16 protein-coding genes are annotated in these 19357 nt (G+C 40.0%); 9 read left to right on the top strand and 7 right to left on the bottom strand.

Annotated features, from left to right (window positions below; translation table 11 throughout):
• Both M2132_RS09050 and M2132_RS09045 read right to left on the bottom strand, forming a co-directional pair.
• Positions 1 to 882 (bottom strand): hypothetical protein, encoded by an 882-nt coding sequence (locus M2132_RS09050; protein WP_280673015.1) that lies wholly within the window; start codon positions 880 to 882, stop codon positions 1 to 3.
• 19 nt (positions 883 to 901) lie between these two features.
• Positions 902 to 3514, bottom strand: a complete 2613-nt coding sequence (locus M2132_RS09045) for an AAA family ATPase (protein WP_280673016.1) — start codon at positions 3512 to 3514, stop codon at positions 902 to 904.
• Between the two features lie 369 nt (positions 3515 to 3883).
• On the opposite strand from M2132_RS09045, the gene M2132_RS09040 reads away from it, so the two are divergent.
• From M2132_RS09040 to M2132_RS09030, 3 genes are all read left to right on the top strand, one after another.
• Entirely contained in the window at positions 3884 to 4222 is a 339-nt protein-coding gene (locus tag M2132_RS09040; protein ID WP_280673017.1) for a hypothetical protein, read from the top strand.
• Between the two features lie 227 nt (positions 4223 to 4449).
• Positions 4450 to 6375, top strand: coding sequence for a S8 family serine peptidase (locus M2132_RS09035; RefSeq protein WP_280673018.1), 1926 nt, complete (start codon positions 4450 to 4452; stop codon positions 6373 to 6375).
• A gap of 148 nt (positions 6376 to 6523) precedes the next feature.
• Positions 6524 to 7486, top strand: coding sequence for a leucine-rich repeat protein (locus tag M2132_RS09030; RefSeq protein ID WP_280673019.1), 963 nt, complete (start codon positions 6524 to 6526; stop codon positions 7484 to 7486).
• 63 nt (positions 7487 to 7549) lie between these two features.
• Here the strand turns inward: M2132_RS09030 and xseB are convergent, their stop codons facing one another.
• Genes xseB through M2132_RS09015 form a run of 3 tightly spaced genes read right to left on the bottom strand, consistent with a single transcriptional unit; the run spans position 7550 to position 10672 of the window.
• Positions 7550 to 7747, bottom strand: a complete 198-nt coding sequence (gene xseB / locus M2132_RS09025; RefSeq protein ID WP_280673020.1) for an exodeoxyribonuclease VII small subunit — start codon at positions 7745 to 7747, stop codon at positions 7550 to 7552.
• Between the two features lie 8 nt (positions 7748 to 7755).
• Positions 7756 to 9006, bottom strand: a complete 1251-nt coding sequence (xseA, locus tag M2132_RS09020; RefSeq protein ID WP_280673021.1) for an exodeoxyribonuclease VII large subunit — start codon at positions 9004 to 9006, stop codon at positions 7756 to 7758.
• A 31-nt stretch (positions 9007 to 9037) separates the two neighbouring features.
• Positions 9038 to 10672 (bottom strand): S8 family serine peptidase, encoded by a 1635-nt coding sequence (locus M2132_RS09015; RefSeq protein WP_280673022.1) that lies wholly within the window; start codon positions 10670 to 10672, stop codon positions 9038 to 9040.
• A gap of 217 nt (positions 10673 to 10889) precedes the next feature.
• Here M2132_RS09015 and rpoN point away from each other — a divergent pair, with 217 nt between their 5' ends.
• The 6 genes from rpoN (at position 10890) to M2132_RS08985 (ending at position 15642) form a co-directional block, all read left to right on the top strand.
• Complete coding sequence (gene rpoN, locus M2132_RS09010) at positions 10890 to 12347, top strand: RNA polymerase factor sigma-54 (protein WP_280673023.1); 1458 nt, start codon at positions 10890 to 10892, stop codon at positions 12345 to 12347.
• Positions 12348 to 12375: 28 nt separating this feature from the next.
• Positions 12376 to 13284, top strand: a complete 909-nt coding sequence (locus M2132_RS09005) for a glycosyltransferase family A protein (protein ID WP_280673024.1) — start codon at positions 12376 to 12378, stop codon at positions 13282 to 13284.
• 22 nt (positions 13285 to 13306) lie between these two features.
• On the top strand, positions 13307 to 13942 hold the full coding sequence (locus M2132_RS09000; protein ID WP_280673025.1) for a hypothetical protein: 636 nt from the start codon (positions 13307 to 13309) through the stop codon (positions 13940 to 13942).
• 48 nt (positions 13943 to 13990) lie between these two features.
• Positions 13991 to 14371: a glycine cleavage system protein GcvH gene (gene gcvH, locus M2132_RS08995; RefSeq protein WP_280673026.1), complete on the top strand. Its 381-nt coding sequence runs from the start codon at positions 13991 to 13993 to the stop codon at positions 14369 to 14371.
• A gap of 128 nt (positions 14372 to 14499) precedes the next feature.
• Positions 14500 to 15006, top strand: coding sequence for a 5-(carboxyamino)imidazole ribonucleotide mutase (gene purE / locus M2132_RS08990; protein ID WP_280673027.1), 507 nt, complete (start codon positions 14500 to 14502; stop codon positions 15004 to 15006).
• A 33-nt stretch (positions 15007 to 15039) separates the two neighbouring features.
• On the top strand, positions 15040 to 15642 hold the full coding sequence (locus M2132_RS08985) for an SIS domain-containing protein (RefSeq protein ID WP_280673028.1): 603 nt from the start codon (positions 15040 to 15042) through the stop codon (positions 15640 to 15642).
• 91 nt (positions 15643 to 15733) lie between these two features.
• On the opposite strand, the gene M2132_RS08980 is transcribed toward M2132_RS08985, so the two are convergent.
• Positions 15734 to 18448, bottom strand: a complete 2715-nt coding sequence (locus M2132_RS08980; RefSeq protein ID WP_280673029.1) for an outer membrane beta-barrel protein — start codon at positions 18446 to 18448, stop codon at positions 15734 to 15736.
• Positions 18449 to 18543: 95 nt separating this feature from the next.
• Positions 18544 to 19356, bottom strand: coding sequence for a peptidylprolyl isomerase (locus tag M2132_RS08975; protein WP_280673030.1), 813 nt, complete (start codon positions 19354 to 19356; stop codon positions 18544 to 18546).
• Position 19357 lies beyond the last annotated feature (1 nt).

The following is a 19357-nucleotide window of genomic DNA, read 5'->3' as shown; positions in this document are numbered from 1 at the left end:
TCAATCTATTATTCCTAATTCCTTTAATATATCTCTTTTAAACTTGCTGAGAGGCTTGTTTATAAAATCTTCAGAGAGTAATTCCGTACCAAAAGCTAACCTATAAAGTTCTTTTTTTGACATATAAATACCTGCTAATAAATTTGATTTTAAGATATTTAAATAGTTATCTGTAAAATAATATCTCATTCTTATCATATCTTGTAGTTCATTGGTATGAGTATCGTATATTTCTTTGATTCCAAAAAGTTTTAATGTATTCTCCTCTTTTTCTGACAAAGATTTGATTTTCACTTCTAATCCCGATACAGTGTGAGTTGAATATTTATAGGAAAATACTATATTGTCAACCAAATTATCAACATATGGATGCAAGTGAGTCTCTAACCTCACATCGACATCGCCCTTTCTTCCTGAATTACATGTTGTACAAGAGGGGATTAGATTATAAAAAGATATAGCTAATAGCGGATGGTTAGTTTTGGCAAAATAATGGTCAAATGCAGGTCGGCAAAACTTTTCTTTATCTTTAGTTATTATTGTGCTCGTATAATTCCTATTACAATATGGGCAAGTATTAATCCCTAAACTTTGAGCTAAATCATAAGCATCATATCTAGAGTCTACTTTATCGCATAAGTATTCATAATTAAATACATACTCGATACATATTCTTAAATCTTTCCATGATCGTATAAATGGAGTAATTGAAATACTTTTCTCGTACAAAACATCTGGTCTACCTATCAAAATTGTTTTAAGATCATATTCAATCCATTCTTCAAAGAAGCCTATATAGTAATAAATATTGTATATTTCTTTCAGTTTTTTTGTTGGTTTATTAGCTAAGTTAGCAATTCTATCTTTAATTGTCTTAGACATAGAATCATAATACTTTTTCTCAGCTTTTCTTATTTTGATTAGATTGGAATTTATGTGAAGCATTTTCTTTTAATTTATTTAAATAATTTATTTGCTTTTCTAGCATTTCAACCTCTAAATATTCTCCCATTTTTTTATCATACATTTCTGATAACTTTCTTTGTGCAATGGGTTCGTCTATTAGTTTTATAATATTTTTATAATAAATGGCATTATTTTTATTATCTTCATTTTTTTCGTCTAGCCACTCAACTATTTCTCTAATTTTATTATAAGCAAACTCACCAATAAGTCTCTTATTTAGAAAAAAAGTATTGGCTAGTAAGTCTGTTATATTCGCACCAAATGTGTTTATATCCATTGATGCCATCTCTCCCTCTTGCAGCATTAACACATTCTGTTTAGGTATATCAGATAGAATAAAAGGAGAATGAGTGCTAAAGCAAATATTTATGCTAGAAATATCAGGTAATGAGACTTTGTTTAAGCTAGTTAACAAATAATTAATCAAAATTCTTTGATACTCTGGGTGAAAATAAAGTTCGACTTCTTCAAAAATCAAATTAACATGAGAATATTTTATGGCTACTTTATTTGATTTCTTGCTTTTTACTGAATTAAGATTCCTCAAGTGATAAATAACAGAGCTTACAAAATATAACAATTGTCGCTGTCCTGAACTTAAATCTGATAATAAAATATTACTACTTTGATTATTTCGTTTCAATTCTGTTCCAATTGTTTCTTGATGTAGCTCGAATCCAATATCAAAATTAAATATAGGCGGAGGTAATAATTCTTGTAAATTAATATCTTTAATTGCGAATTTCTTTAGGCATAACTCACTGCCCACTAAATCTTTTACATTACTATAGTAATCATACAATGGAATAGAAGAGGGCATTCCATTCCATTTATCAGGATCATTCAAATGTTTATTAATAAAATCAATATCCTTTCGATAAGGATTCATATATAAAAATACAAGAGCACGCCTTAACTTCAATGTCACATGAGTTTTATCGTTCTTAATATCATCCAATAGTAAATTAAAAGCTTTATCAAACTCATCTTTTATTTCTTGATTGATATCGTGTTCCTCTAAAAAATTTAAATGATGTTGTCCCTTGTGTATATCTGTATATTCCTTATAATCAGGATATTTATCTATTATTGATATTGTTTTATATATTATGTAAGACCTTATGTAATTGTCTATCTCTGTATGAACATTAGTTTTTGGTAATCGATAATTCCATTTAGTTTCACAATAGTTTACAAGAGCTAATCTCTGCAATTGTATAAAATTAAGTTTTGAAAGGCTAGATTCTTTAAGTTTTTTTGCGATATTCTGGATTTTTTCAACTGTTTCAAGATTTGATTTTTCAGTATTTTCTAGTATGCTTAAAAAAACGTCTATATACCGAAGTATTGAGTTTAATATTTTTTCAATTTCAGATTCATGTCTTTGTATTCGTTCTATACTTAGATAGTCTTTCAAAATGTCACTCCATCTATTTAGTCTATCTGTTTTATTAAGAGGACTCCGTTTCCCAATTAATCCATCTAATTGAGATACAATGCTCTCAATAAATTTTAGACTTTTCTTAACATCATAATCTTCATCTTTGCGCAAAAGAGAATTTGTATTTCCATCAATATCAGCAACAGTACCAAAAGATGTGTCAGAATATAAAGTCCTTCCTATAAAATCATATACGTACTCTTGTTCTTTATTGTGCAGTTTTAATTTTGTATTAATCGTTTTTGCATATAATTTATCATCAACCTTTCTATATGAATTTTCTTCAATTTTTTCTCCGTGTTGACAATCATTTAAAAACAGTTCTGCTAATCGTGCTTTTGCTAAATTATTTTCTTTATTAATATCAATTATTCCTCTATCTCTAAATGGGTTAAGAACAATGGGTGTTTGATAACCATCATTTTTATGAAATATTCCATCTAGCCAACAATAGCTAGTTTCGATATACTCTTTAGCAAAATCAACTACATTATATGCGTATAGAGAATAATTTACTACTTGTGTGTAAAAAAGTAAATGTTCATGTTTTTTTAGTTCTTGTAAATTTGTTTCATTTGACTCAAATTCTTTATAAGTCCAATTGCCTAACTTCTCTTCTTGGCTAGACATAGTTGCCCAATATATTTGCCTTCCTTTTATCTTTATTAAGTACAGGGAGATTTTTGGCTTATTATTGTTTTCTTTGTCATTTTCTTGTATTTCATAATAAAGTTCCGCATATACGTCTTCGACATAATGCAAATCATCATGAATTGATTTATATCCTGTAACACATGCAAAATTGTTAAGTATTCTCATGGCTAATTCTATCAGAGAACTTTTCCCATCACCATTTTTCCCAACTATAGCAGATATATTTATATTAATTTTATTTGAGTTTGTTCGTAGAGTGTAAAAGTCCTTAGGGATACCTTGACTATTTTTTCTCTTTTCAGGAATCGCATTTTCTGACTCTTGATAGTCTTGATAGAAGAAATATAATTTATCCTCTTTCAATATCTTACGAATGTGTCTTGCACATTCTTTTAATGGTCTTACTGCAATTAAACGAAATTGTATATCTTTCTCCATCCCTTGATTTCCCATGGCACTTCCATTATCCCTTAAAATTGATTCAGGGATAAAATTAGGGATAATTTTTCAATTATATACAATTAAAATGGATAAAAAATAAATATCGTAACGTACAGGTATTGAGCATCAATGAGTTAAAAACCGTCAAAAGCAGTTTGAATACTGAACTACTCCCGCTCCGAGTACTCAGAAGCCCGCTTAAACAGCGGGCTTTCTTGTTTTAATACGGTTTGGAATACTGTTTTCCTCAGTCTTTAACTGTCCCACTATATCCCACAATATCCCATGTTATTTCGTTAATTTTCTACTGTTTTGATGTTTGGTAGAAAAAGTGGTAGAAAAATTTTCTACCTTTGGAAAAACACTAATCATTAAGCGTTTATGGAAACACTTACATTGCGGATAGTTTTTGACCAAAAAGGGAAGGCGAAAAAAGATCCAAAGAAAAAAGCGATGATACATATTGAGGTTAGAGATACAGTCACTAATCAAAAAACGTATATTCCTACCAATGTAAAGATACTCTTCGAACATCATACTAAAGATGGAACAATTATAAGTTCAAAGCATCCCAATGGTGCCATACTCCGGAAGAATGTACAAAGTATCTTCAATAGAATAGAAGCATTTGTTTTATCCGAAAAATGCAAAAAGTTTGAAGATATACAGAATTGGGATAAAAAAGACGTTAATAATGAATCGATGTTAGTATTTACATAAAATAAAATCAAAATACGTCATTAATTTTTATTGAATACTTAATAGACTATAACCATCTTGATGCATAGCTTTTTTATGTCAAAGATAAAAAAATAGAGGATCAACGTAAAAATCCATCCGGGCGTAGTATTATTCTTTTCTAAAACATATATAAACAGTACCCAATAACCTTTTTTTATAGTATTTTTGACAGTAATTACTTAATATTGAATAATCTTAATGCCCTAATGACGATTAAAAGAAGTTTACTGTTAGCCACAATAACGCTTTTTAGCCTTACATTAAATTCGCAAACCGCAAACGATAGACAAAAAAATATAGACGAATTAAATCCACAACGAGTATCATCATTACTGAAAAGACTACAAACACAAAAAGCAGAAAGAGACAAACGCATCACCGAGTATTTGACTAAGCACCCGCTTGTTAAGCGTTCGTTGCAATCAGACCAAGGAGGCGACTATCAGTTGGTAGACATCGATGCAGACGGCAACCCCGTGTATTATCAAACATCAAACAGAGAATCGGCTGCAATCATCCGCACAGATGCCTTGTACAAAGGAGGTCGTTTAGAGTTGGATATCAACGGAGAAGATATGGTGGCCGGAGTTTGGGATGCAGGCATGGCCTCGCCCAAGCATCAGGAGTTTAAAGAGAGCGAAGACAAAGAATCTAAGATTCATTATATGGAAAAGACTTTCGGGTCATTATCGCACCACACCACCCATGTTTGCGGAACTATTGCCGCTATGGGCGTTGACCCCGAGGCAAAAGGATTAGCCTCCAAATCCAGTATAATGAATTACCAATGGAACAACGACAAATCAGAAATGGCCGAATTTGCAGCCAAAGGATATCTGGTTTCAAACCATTCTTATAACCCTTCAACGTTCAGGGCTCAGGTATGGATTTTCGGTGCATACGACAGAGAAGCAGGCATAACCGACCAGATTGCATACACTTTCCCAAAATATCAGGTTGTGAAAGCCGCAGCCAACGACCGCGAAAGAGCTATGGTGCTCAACCCCAAGAAGAATGGCTATGAATTGACTATAAGCTTCTCTAACTCGAAAAACGTGTTGACAATAGCAGCCATAGAGCCGATAGCATATTATACGCCCGAAACTGTGCGACTTGCCGCATTCAGTAACACAGGGCCCACCGACGATGGTCGTATAAAGCCCAACTTGGCAGCCAAAGGCGTATCGGTATATTCTTCCACCTCTACGGGATATGATGAATACAGCAAACTGGATGGAACATCAATGGCCTCGCCCGCTATTACGGCTGGCATATTGCTCATTCAGCAACTTTACAACGACCTGTATGGCAACTATATGAACTCGGCTACTGTTAGGGGGCTGTTGCAACATACAGCACTCGAAGCAGGAGCAGACGATGGCCCCGACTACGGTTTCGGCTGGGGTGTGGCTAACATAGAAGATGCGGCATCGGCTATCATAAGCAAAGACAAAGGCTCCGTTATAGAAGAAAACACTCTGGACAACGGACAGATATATACGAAAGACATATATGTCGATTCCGGCCTTCCGCTAAGGGTTTCCATTTCGTGGACCGATCCGGCAGGACCAATCGCCGACAGGATAGTAGACTGGGAAGAGAAATCGTTGGTAAACGATTTGGACGTTGTGCTTGAAGATGAAGCCGGAAACAAATTCTACCCTTGGAAATTGGATGGGAAAAATCCGGCCAATGCAGCAACAACGGGCAATAACGAAGTCGATAATTTTGAACGGATAGATGTACCCAACCCTTTGGGCAAATATACTATAACTGTTTCGCACAAAGGTACTCTTGTCGAAGATTATACTTCGGAAGAACCCTACCATCAGGATTATAGCCTGATAATAACTGAAGGCAACTCAACAACACCATCGAGCATCGTTGCAGAAGGAGGGAAACAATCTCCATTCAAAGTTTATCCCACTTTTGTTAAAGACCAATTATTTGTTGAGGTTGCAGAAAAAGCGACCGGCTATCAGCTATTTAGTCTGACAGGAAAAATAATAATGCAAGGCAGCCTTAATGAAGGGCATAACACGTTAGATGCCTCCTCCGTTCCCGCAGGGGTTTATCTCCTTTCCATTAAAGGTAATTCTACTACTATAACCCAAAAGATTATCGAACAATAGTCTTTTTAATAAAAACGAGAATCGCCCCTTCGGAACGTGTTCTGAGGGGGTTTTTAATCTATAATCATCCTTGTTTATCAAATATTTGCTAAATTTGGACAATTTATTACATTGATATATTTCCTTGAAAAACAACAATAAAGATGGTATGAAAAAAGCAATAATAGTTCTGTTTGCCGTTCTTTTCGGTGCTATGCAGGCCAAAGCATATCATTTTGAACAAAACGGGATTTACTATAATTTCGTAGAAGGAACAGCAGACGAAGTTGAAGTTACTTACCTTATCGATTACAGGGGCGACGATTTTGACGGCGAAGGCGACTATTACGATGATATTCTTATCCCCGAAACTATCCGTTACAAAGGCAAACAATATCGGGTAACGGGCATTAGCGAGCAAACATTCAGGGAAAGCGGAGTTGAGGCAATAACAATTCCTAAATCGGTAAAATATATTGGAGTAAATGCTTTTCGCAGTTGCAGTGCGCTGAAAAGAATTGAAGTTAAATGGGAAAACCCATTGAATTTAAAGGATATGGAAGAAAAGTACCCTACTTGCTACGATATTTCATACACCGCCCAGTCTATTTTCGATTTTGGAGAGCAATACTTTGAAGACGTTATACTTGTAGTTCCCAAAAACACAAAGGCTCTCTACCAAGAACAATATGTATGGAAAAATTTTACCAATATCGAAGAGAAAGACGCTAAAAACAACACATCGTTTAGTCCGCGAAAAATTTCCATCCTTAACGGAACAGTTAACTTAGAAGTGCGAAAGGGCGTAGATTTTCCTTGCATTGGCTTACAGCTTTCCGACAGAAAGACAAATATGGCACTTGGAACTTATCTGGAAATAAAAAAACGGGGAGATTTCTATTTGATAAAGGTAAAATACGATCCCGAACAATACCTGACTATCGACAAAGGAGTGGAAGATTATCTGAAAGAGCTATTCAACGGTTTTTATGAGGACGAAGAATACAGCCAAAAAGTATGGTTGGTGTTTGTGGAAGAGGGTGGATTGCAATTGTTTATAGATACAGTAAAAGAATTTACCGATGGTGATGACGAATTTTTCAATTCCCCATTCAACGAAATATACGGATAAATGGGGCAGAAACAACAACTAATACACAACTCTTACAGCACAAACAACAATTCTCTAAATATTTTACTCTATATCATCCAGCAGTTTCTGAACCTCTTGGTCGGCTTTGTAAAGTTTTTCTTTACACAACGAAATCAGTTGGGTTGCATCTTTGGTCTTTTTTATTAGAATATCCAAATCAACATCATCGTTTTCAATCTCCGCAAGTATGTTTTTCAATTCCTGCAAAGCCTCTGTATATGTTTTTTCTTTTTTTGCCATATTTGCGTTTATTTATTTTTCTTCTGAACAATCGATTCTATTCTGCCATCGGCAAATAAGGTTGTTATTCCGTCGCCAATATCCAGATCGCCGGCATATTTCACAATCTTACCACTGCGGAGGGTAAGGGTATAGCCCTTTTTCAATATATTCTGAGGCGAAATAAGCCGCAAGTGCTGTTCTTTCATTTCCAGAAAATGTTTCTCTTCCGATAAGCTGCTGTTTACAGTATTTTTCAACAAAACGGATAGTTTAGTTATATCTGCCGATTGTCGCTGCATTGTTTCTTTATACTTATAAGACAGATGTGCCAGCGTTGCATTTATCCGCATTTCTTCCTCGTGCAGCCTTTGCGTAGCTGTTTTCGATAAACTGTGTTGGATATCCAGCAAATGGCCCGATAAAGATTCCATCTGCCCTATCAGGAATTCGGCAACGGCGGTAGGCGTCTTTGCGCGGGTATGAGCCACTATGTCTAAAACCGTTTCGTCGCGCTCGTGCCCTATACCTGTAATTACGGGCAAGGGAAATTGTGCACAATTGGCTGCCAGCAGGTAAGAGTCGAAGCAGCTCAAATCGGAAGTCGCCCCTCCTCCCCTGATAATGGCAACGGCGTCGAAACACTCCCTGTGTTCATATATGCTCTCCAATGCGGCTATTACCGACGGCTCGGTTTTATCGCCTTGCATAATGGAAGGGAACAATTTTGTGTAGAAAACAAATCCCCTCTGATTGTTTTGCAACTGATTGCAAAAGTCTTCGTATCCCGCAGCCGTGGGCGACGAGATTACGGCAATCCGGTTAGTTGGCTGAGGCAATTTCAGTTCTTTATTCATATCCAGAACACCTTCGTCTTCCAACTGTTTTATTATCCGTGCCCGGTTACGAGCCTGATCGCCCAAAGTATATGAGGGGTCTATATTCTGTACCGTAAGGCTAAAGCCATACAGTTCGTGAAAGTCAACACTCACCTGCACCAACACATTCAACCCCGAAGTAAACGCCTGACCTGTTTCCTGCTCAAAGAAAGGCTTCAGCATCCGGAAAATATTACTCCAGATAGCACCTCTGGCTTTAGCTACTACGTTTTTGCCCGAAGCATCTTTCTCTATGAACTCCAGATAGCAATGCCCGTTCTGGTTCACACGTACATCGCTCGTTTCGGCTCTTACCCACAAATACCGGGGCAAAGACTCGTCTACAACAGTCCGTATCAGACTATTCAGTTCGTGGAGGGATATTGACGGTATGTTGTCCATAGAATAAATATTGAGGGTGAGGGTTACCCTGTCAGAACAGGAATCTGTATGTTTCTTTTTCTCCCCGTCCGGTAAGGCTTATTATGTAGAGCATTTTTTGCGCGGCCTTTAAGGTATAGGTTTTACTTTCCGAAAATCGTTCCGAAACAAGTACCCGCCCCAGCAAATCGGTTATCTGTAAAGTATAAACGTCGCCCCTGCCGGATATATCTTCTACCCTGACAGAGCCTATACTGTCGGATGTGATACGGAAGGTTGCCTGCTTCCCTGTCTTATCGGCCTGCACCACACCCATCTTGTCTTGTACAATCTGCAAGGCTTTTTCCATATCGGGGATGCCATACCCATAGTCGTTGTTGGGGCTGTCGAAACGGTTGCCCGCCTCACGAACCGCCTGAATTATCTGATAATTGGTTGCCCCCCTGCACGCCTGCCACAAACAGGCAATCATGCCACAAAGCACGGGGCTGGAAAAAGAAGTCCCATTACTGCTGATAATATATGCACTAGACGACAATATATGGGTATCTTTTCCTACGGCCATAACATCGGGTTTTATCCTGAAATCGGCCGAGGGGCCTCTCGAACTGAACCCCGCTAAAAGCGAGTCTTTATCAACAGCACCTACCGCCAGCACCCACTCGCCATCGGAGGGCACAGACATTTTTCGCCATTCTTTCGCTCCTTCATTTCCGGCACTGCATACTACCAACATTCCTTTCTGTATGGCAATATCGGCAGCTTTTGTGGTGAAAGCCGTTTTTCCGTCCAAGTCGTTTACTGTATAGCCATAAGTATATCCATTGTTCCCAAAGTGTGTGTATCCCAACGACGAGTTTATCAAATCGGCTCCTATACTGTCAGCATACTCGGCTCCGGCAATCCAATAATCTTCTTCTATGGGAAATTCCGAGTTATCATCTTCCGTACGCAGTAAAACATAGTTGGCCTCAGGTGCTGTTCCTACAAAAACTTCCGGCTGATTTATCGCCATGCACGACAATACATTCAACCCATGTTGGCTACTCTTGAACATATTGTCCTCACCATAAACGAAGTTTTTTGTGTCAACAACATTCATTCTATAAAACTGCCTTACCGTATCTATATTAGTGAAGCCTGCATCCAGAACGGCAATCAGCATATCTTCGCCCCGGTATCCTTCTTCGTGCAAATGTTGCCCGTTATTGACGGCTATCTGGTTAAAGCTATATCCGTAATAATCTTCGTTAGAGTTTTTCTTTGCTCTATCCGATAAGTCTTTTTCCTCTTTTCTTTTTTTAGCTCTGTGAACACCTCTCCACACCAAAACAACATCTTTCACAAAGGGTAATTGCTTGAGACGATCTACCACCATCGAATCGGCACAATGAACGGCTAATGTGTTCATCCAGCGGCTTTTTGACACAACAGTACAGCCCAAGTCTTCAACAGCACCGGTATAGGCCGCGCTTACAGGCAGGTCTTTTTCATCGAAAGCAATTCCTTGTCTTTGCCTTCTGTCTAAAGCGCGTTGCGACAAATAATCCCCGGCTTTTACTGAACCTGCATCAACCCCTTCCTTGCCGGTAAGGTAGATACGGAACTTATATTCCACGTTTTGAGCCAGTACCGAAACAGGGAGCATTGTTGCCATGACGATTATAAAAATCAGAAACTTCTTCATAGAGGGACAACACTTTATATATTAAAAATCATACAATCAATAACAAAAGTAACTCCGATTTGCGACAAGTGCAAACTTTGCTTTTTATATTTCCATACAACCCTAAAAACCGGCGAAATCTCATAAATTTACGGATATTATTTTGAAGCACACGAAACAATATTCTTTTCATCTTTGTTTTTATCTTTGTAACCGGAACAAATTGTCGACCCTTGTCATGGCTTTAAAGCAACAGCTACAACTAAAACAACAACAGAAATTATCGCCTCTGCAAATGCAGGTGATAAAACTGACCGAGCTTCCGTATCTGGAACTGGAAGACCGTATCAGGCAAGAGCTCGAAGACAATCCTGCCCTTGAAGAAGGGTTTGACGAAAACAACCCGAATGCGGACGATGAAACCCTTTTCGACAGCGATGCTGACAGCATAACACAGGACGATATAGCACTTGGCGATTATCTGAACGAAGAAGATATACCCGATTACAGGCTGGCCGCCAATAATCGCTCGTACGAAGACCATCGTGAAGAAATACCTTTTGCCGTAGCCGAGTCGCTCAACGAATCGCTGCTTGCCCAACTGCACCTTTGCAACCTGAACGAAGAAGAACAGATAATAGCCGAATACATTATCGGTAGCATCGACGAAAGCGGGTATCTGGAGCGAGAACTGAGCGCAATATCAGACGATTTGCTGTTCCAGCAAAACATTGATGCCACTCCACAGAAAAGGAATCATGTTTTGCACATCATCCAGCAATTGGAACCTGCGGGTATAGCCGCCCGAAACCTGCAAGAATGTTTGCTGTTGCAGATGGAACGTTTGCCGCAAAATGAAATCAATACATTGGCCAAGAAGATACTGACCGATTATTTTGATGAGTTCTCGAAAAGACACTTCGAAAAAATACAAAAAACCCTCTCCATCAACGAAAGCACGCTCAAGGAAATAATCCACGAAATAACATCGCTCAACCCCAAACCGGGCAACGCATGGGACAGTTCGTTCGCTCTTGGCAACAATGCCATCGTGCCCGACTTCATCATTGAAGTACATAACGGAGAGGTAATTCTGTCGATGAACAACCGCAATATACCCGAACTAAGGGTCAGTCGCCAATATGCCAATATGCTGCAAGGGTACAGCGGAAATAAAAAAAGCATGACCGCCGATGCCAAAAACGCCGTCCTATTCGTAAAACAGAAGTTAGATTCCGCAAAATGGTTTATCGAAGCCATAAGGCAACGGCAGGAAACGCTGCAACGCACCATGCAAGCAATTATAGAGCTGCAATACGACTTTTTTGTGACAGGCGACGAAACCCGCCTGCGCCCGATGATACTGAAAGATGTGGCCGAACTGTCGGGCTACGATATTTCGACCGTGTCGCGCGTCAGCAACAGCAAATACGTACAAACATATTTTGGGGTATATCCGCTGAAATATTTCTTTTCGGAGTCGATGCAGAATGATGTAGGCGAAGAGGTTTCTTCGCGCGAAATAAAAGCCATACTGAAAGACTGTGTTGAGCACGAAAACAAGAAAAAACCACTCACCGACGACAAGCTATCGGAACTGCTAAAAGAAAAAGGTTACCTCATAGCCCGTCGCACAGTGGCAAAATACCGAGAGCAACTGGGCATACCCGTTGCCCGCCTGCGCAAAGAGATTTGAAAACAAAAATACACACAACAAAAAACATATGGTTTCAGTTATCGTTCCCAGTTACAATCATGCCGCTTTTCTCAAAGAGCGGATAGACTCTATACTGAACCAGACTTTCCACGATTTCGAACTTATTATTCTTGACGATTGTTCGCCCGACAACAGCCGCCAGATTATAGAGCAATACCGCAACAACCCTCATGTATCGCACATCGTTATCAACGAACAAAACTCTGGCTCTACCATAAAACAATGGACAAAAGGCATAAACCTTGCCAAGGGAGAATACATTTGGATTGCCGAAAGCGACGATGTGGCCGAACCAACCCTTCTGCAAACGCTGTACAACAACATGACCCGCAACCAAGGGGTTGTTTTGTCTTATTGTCAGTCGTACAACATAGATGCCCAAGGAGATGTGGTAGGCGATTGGGAGGAATACACACGCCGTTATGAGCCGGAACTCTTCAGCCGCGACTTTGTAATGGAAGGACCGGAATTCATCGAACGCTGTTTTCTGATTAAAAACTTTATCCCCAACACCAGCGCAGTACTGTTCCGCAAAGATGCTTTTATCGAAGCAGGATGTATGGACGGAAACGTAGGCTACATAACCGACTGGCTCTGCTGGCTGAAAATACTGACAAGAGGCAAGGTTGCCTTTACTACCCAAAAGCTCAACCGCTTCAGACGGCACTTAAAACCAAATGTGCTGACAAAAAAAGAACAAGGACACACCGTCTATAAAGAACCCCATATAGAGATGCGCAAAGCCTTTGCCCGGTATATTAAAAAATCACAATTGCCTTTGAGCAAAAAAATATACAGCCGGAATAAGCGTTTTCTGATACGCAACCATCTGGAGCAGACACATTTCCTGTTCCAACACAAACGATTTCTGAAAGGAATTGAATATTGCGTCCGTTGTCTGAAATATATTTTTTAATTTTGCCGCATATCTTTTAAGGATGAATTTTAAGAGTATTACAGCACGATTCTTTACGGTGACGCTAAATCCGTTACTGATGTCGTTCTATAGCGTTATAATGCTGTGGACATACTCTCATTTCTTTTACTACTTCGAAGGACAGGAGTGGAAAGTAATCATCAATGTATTGCTATTCACGTTTATCGTTCCGGGGCTTTTTATTGCTGTGATGAGAGGGTTCAGGCTTATATCGAGCTTCGATATGCCCGAACGCAAAGAACGGGTCATGCCGCTTTTTGTGAGCCTGCTGTCGAACATGAGTCTGGTGTATTTTTTTTACGGCATCAACGTACAAATATGGTTCTTGGGCTTAATATCGGCTCCCGTATTGGTTCACTTGCTGGCCATCGTAATTAACTTTTTCTGGAAAATAAGCGTCCACATGATGGGCATAGGAGGGCTTTTGGGCGCCATGATGGCAATTTGTTTTAATGTTAATAAGCAGAACCCCTTTCTTTTGTTCATGGTATTGTTTATCTTCGCAGGATGTTTGGGTGTTTCGCTTCTGTATCAGAAACGCCACACACATGGCCAGATATATGCCGGATTTGCCATAGGATTTGTAGCAGCCTATTTGGTGGTTTGGGCAAGCGTTTATTTTGTAATGACTGTTTAAATAACGAAAATATAACAACAATTTCAATAATTAAAAAAAATTAGAATTATGAATTTTCCTGAAAATTTGAAGTATTCAAACGATCACGAATGGATTCGTGTAGAAGGTAACGAAGCTTTTATTGGTATCACAGATTTTGCACAACGCGAACTTGGAGAAATTGTGTATGTTGACATCACAACCGAAGGCGAAACTATTGCAAAAGATGAAGTTTTTGGTAGCGTAGAGGCTGTTAAAACTGTATCTGACCTGTTTTTACCGGTAAGCGGAACTATTTTGGAAGTAAATCCTGAATTGGAAGACGCTCCTCAATTGGTAAACGAAGACCCATACGGAAAAGGCTGGATCGTAAAAATATCGCTTACTGATGCCGCAGAAGTAAACGGACTTCTTTCGGCTGCCGATTATAAGGCTTTGATCGGAATGTAATTTTTACCATTGCGTTTCGTAAAAATATTCGTACAAATACAGGAAAAAAACGAGATTGATATATACAGTTGTTTTCCTGTATTTTGTCATTTTTTTCTTCTTCAACACTCAAAAAAAAGGATAACCCGATGAATCCTGTTATTAGTATAATCATGGGCAGTACGTCCGACTTGCCTGTTATGGAAAAATCAGCCAAGTTTCTTGACGAGATGGAAATTCCATTCGAAATCAATGCCCTATCAGCACACAGAACACCGGCTCAGGTAGAGTCGTTCGCAAAGAATGCCCAATCGCGAGGCATTAAAGTTATTATTGCGGCAGCAGGAATGGCTGCACATCTGCCCGGAGTTATTGCCTCGATGACCACGTTGCCCGTTGTTGGCGTACCCATCAACTCGTCGCTCGACGGTATGGATGCCCTTTTGGCAATAGTGCAGATGCCTCCCGGAATACCCGTGGCCACCGTAGGTATCAACGGAGCTTTGAATGCCGCTATCCTATCCCTGCAAATGATTGCCACAGGCGATGAAGCCTTGCAGGCAAAACTTGCCGCTTACAAAGAAAGCTTAAAAACCAAGATAGTACAGGCCAACGACGAACTGGCTAAAATATCGTACAAATACAAAACAAATTAATAAGGCGCAATCACAACTATTTCCCCAACAGATATGGAAAAAAAAGAAATGCAAGATATCCTCAAGGCCGAAGCCGAAGCCATACTCAACATTCCTATCTCTGATGTTTATAATGAAGCCACAGAGTTGATTGCTGAGCAAGTACACCGCCATGGCGGCAAACTCGTTACAAGCGGTATGGGCAAAGCGGGGCAGATAGCACAGAACATTGCAACCACCTTTTGTTCTACCGGAACGCCAGCCATTTTTCTGCATCCCAGCGAAGCCCAACACGGCGATTTGGGGGTTTTGCAACCCAACGATGTGATGTTGGTTATATCGAATTCGGGCAAAACACGCGAGATAATAGAACTATTGGGTTTGGTGAAACTTCTGATTCCCGCCATTAAGTTTATTGTCATCACGAGCGACGGCGAAAGCCTTCTGGCTCAAAAAGCCGACCTCTGCCTGCTCACAGGAAACCCCGGCGAGGTATGTGCCCTTGGGCTCACTCCAACCACATCTACTACCGTAATGACTGTGATAGGCGATTTGTTGGTGGTAAACACTATGAAGAAAATAAACTTCAAGGCTTCAGACTATGCCGCCCGCCATCACGGTGGGTATCTGGGAGACAAATCGCGTTCGCTTATCTGAAAAAATAGAATCTATATAAAGAAACAGAAGAGGCCGGAAGGTATGTGAAAATCCATATATCATATCCGGCCTTTTAGTATTTCAGATTGCTTTAATAATACATCCCTCCAAAATCGTCGTTTGCCGAAGATTCGCCTCCTTTAAATATACTGAATTTGTACGAAAAACTAAGCATGCAATAGCGGCTCACCGTATTAGTGCGCGATTCGGAGATGCCGTCCTCATAAACATAACGGGTGGTGGTATTGCGGTCGTCCAGAATATCGAAAACGCCAAATTTGAGCAATCCCTTTTTGTTTTTCAGCATTTTTTTGGCAACAGAAACATTCCAGAGGATACTGCTATTCTTGAAGCTGGACGAATAACCGCTGTTTTGAGAAAACTTCACATCGCTGTGGAGTTCGAAATCGAGAGGGAGATTCCATGTAAAATTGCCCGATATGCTCCAATTTGTCGATGATAAGTCCTGAGCATTAGTCAGATTATTTTTGGCAAAGGTGTGCGAGAACGAAGTCTTTAATCCACAGTCTAATTTGTCGGAAAGAAACGAAATACTCAACGTTTGCCCCAACGTAAACGAGTTTGTTGTAGATAGTTGGCCGTTAGTAAAACCCTTCCGACGACTAAAGTTTCCGTAAGGATTGAGCATATACCTAAACTTTTTGTTGCGCATGGGTGCATTATAATACATGAATAGCGACCCGTTCATGTTGCCGTTTACGTTGCGGTATGATGTTTCGGTGTTTCCCAGCGAATCAATTATCGTATAGTTGGTTATCGTATTCATGTTGGCACTGAAACTCAATGAAGCATAAAGATAAGAGTGTTTATCGGTATTAGACTTCATAAGGTTAAGGTTAAGGCTGTTATTAAACCCCGATTTCAGATCCGGATTTCCGTACGACATGCTTTGTGTGGAATGCACCAAAGTATCGGCCGATAACTGACCGAGCGACGGGCGCACGGTGTTTCCGCTGTATCTTAAATCGAGAGACGTTTTTTCGTTAGGCCGATAAGAAAAACCCAACGAAGGACTGAAGTTAACCACCGATTGCCTTGCGTCTTCAATCAACGAATCGCGCATCCTGACTAAACTTTTTGAAACGGACGGACTGATAGAAAAACCTACATTATAATTATATTTCTCCCTGATACTCTGAAAGCTTAGGTTTATATTATTGCTCACTTGTTCGTTTTTCGTGAAGCGGGTATATGCCGTGTCTATCAACGTATAATTGCCTTCCGAATCTTTTTTCAGGGTGCTACGGTCGTTTTTCGACGTATTTCTGTTAAAAGAATAAGATACGTTCAGAAAATCTTTTTCGGTAAGTGGCTCCACGTACGACAATGTTGCCCCAAAACTCCCTCCTTTCGATTCGGTGTTGCTTATCTGGTCGAGGCTTACCTCCACCCCATCCGAATGCGGATAGATGGTTGTGGTTTTGTTTGTTCCATCAGAATCTCCATTGCGGAAAGAACCTCTTAGGGCAAGATTCAGCGAGCGGCCTTTTTTCGAGAATTTACGGCCAGCGTGAAGCGAAAAATCGCCATTATCGCTCACCAAACGATTGGAGGAATGCCCCGCCGTGGTAGTTGTATCGGCATTGACGTACGACAGAGACGAAGACCTGTTACCACTATTCTGTACCGAATGCCCAAAGGAAGAATGGAAAAAGATAGTGGTCAGTGTGTCAGGTTTCCAATCGAACGAGAATTCGGCATTCAGAGTATTGTTTCGCCTATGTCTCAAATTGTTAGACTGACTAAACCTGTCGCCGGTGTTCAGAAATGTTTGGTTACTACTGTGCCTCGTTGTGTTATTTTCGTTATTACGGTACATCAAACTTCCGTTTGTAGAAAACTTCTTTCCATTACCCAAACTGAAATTAGCACCTATGTTCTTATTAGTATCCTTACCTTCGCTCAGGAGCATAAAATCCGCCCCTTGCGGAAGGCTCATGTTATCGGTAGCATTGCCGGCATTGCCAATAAGGGCCAGTTGAGTGGCATCCGTTATGTAATTTACCATACCCTTGCTGTGGTACCTGTTGTCGGTTCCGTACCCGGCTTCTATATTCCCGAAAATGCTTTGCTTTATTTCCGCTTTGGTTTTCAGATTCATAACCTGTTTTTCGTCACCATCTTTTATTCCTGTAAGCTTAGTCATTTCCGATTCTTCTTTAAAAAGCTGGAGCTTGTCTATCATATTTGCCGGCAGATTAACCAACGCCACCTGAATGTCGCTACCAAAAAACTCTTTACCGTCTATCAATATTTTGGTTACAGGTTTGCCATTTGCCGTGAGGTTACCATCAGCATCGAACTCCACGCCGGGTAGTTTCTTTACCAAGTCTTGCAACATGGCCTCTTCGCCCACCTTAAAGTTGCGGGCATTATATTCTATGGTATCGTTTCGTACTACCACATCGGGGGCTTGCCCCACAATGACTGCGCCCTCCAGTTCGTTCATTTTTTCGGGCAGGTATATGGTATCGAGGTTGCAATGCAGATGGTTAGGACTTATAGATGTATTTATTACCGAATCTCTGAGCGTGAGGTATGATATGCGCACAATGTACTGTCCGGGCTTTACCTTAAACGAAAACGCCCCCGATTTTGGGGTTATAGCCCCTTCAAGGTAAGTACTGTCTGACCCCTTCATCAACTGTATAGAGGCATATTCAACCGGAGCCTTGTCCTTATCGGAATACACGATGCCCTTTATCGTCCCTCGCTGGGCAAACGACAAAGCAGGGAGCAACAGTAAAAAAAGAACCAGCCAAAAAAGCTTCGTAATCCTTAACATAAACTTAAATTGTTTCTTTAATAGAGAAGGATGAAGCCATAAATTCCACAATCACTATTCAGAATAATACATTTGCCGAAGTGGCGATTTGTGTTTTATTTTACGATACTGACAGTCATCTTGATATTTTGCTTAGGACGGTCGTTACGGTCGGTTTCCATATTTTGTATCTTGTCCAACACATCGATGCCTTCCACAACTTCGCCAAAAACGGTGTAACCTCCGTCCAGATGCGGGGTTCCACCCACAGTTGTATAAACTTCCCGTTGTTCGGGAGTAAACAGAGCTTCGTTTCGGCGTGCCTCGGCTGTAGCTTCGGCTTCGGTTTGTAGTTCGCTGCGAAGTTCGGCTAATGCCTCACGGTTGCCCGTTGCATAAAGGTCTTTTATCACACTCATGTGCGCCGATTGCAGTTCGTTAAATACCGCTTGCTTCAGCCGTTCGAAACGTTGTTTTTCCAGTTGTTGCAATTCGGCTTCCGCAAAAACACGCCCCGTAACTATGTAGAACTGACAGGCAGATGAAGCTTTCTCGGGGTTCACATTATCGGCCGTACGTGCCGCTGCCAATGCTCCTTTTTTATGGAAGAGCTGGGGTGCTCTGAATTCGGCAGGAACGGTATAACCCAAATCTCCGTTACCCAAAAGAGCAGAGTCGGCTGCATTTTTCGATTCGGGATCACCTCCCTGAATCATGAAGTCTTTTATTACCCTATGGAAAAGGAGATCTTTGTACACCCCGTCTTTAGTGACTTTAACGAAGTTGTCGCGATGTAAAGGTGTTTCGTTATAAAGTTTCAGTTTGATGTTTCCTAAATCGGTTTTGATTAAAACCAGAGTTTCTTTTTCTTTCGCATCCATTTGCACTATTACAGCTAAAATTAATAATATCAGATATAATTTTTTCATA

Source organism: Dysgonomonas sp. PH5-45 (genome assembly GCF_029893235.1).
Lineage (GTDB): Bacteria > Bacteroidota > Bacteroidia > Bacteroidales > Dysgonomonadaceae > UBA1309.
The sequence above is the reverse complement of the archived record's forward strand: the minus strand, read 5'-3'. Positions and strand labels throughout refer to the sequence as shown.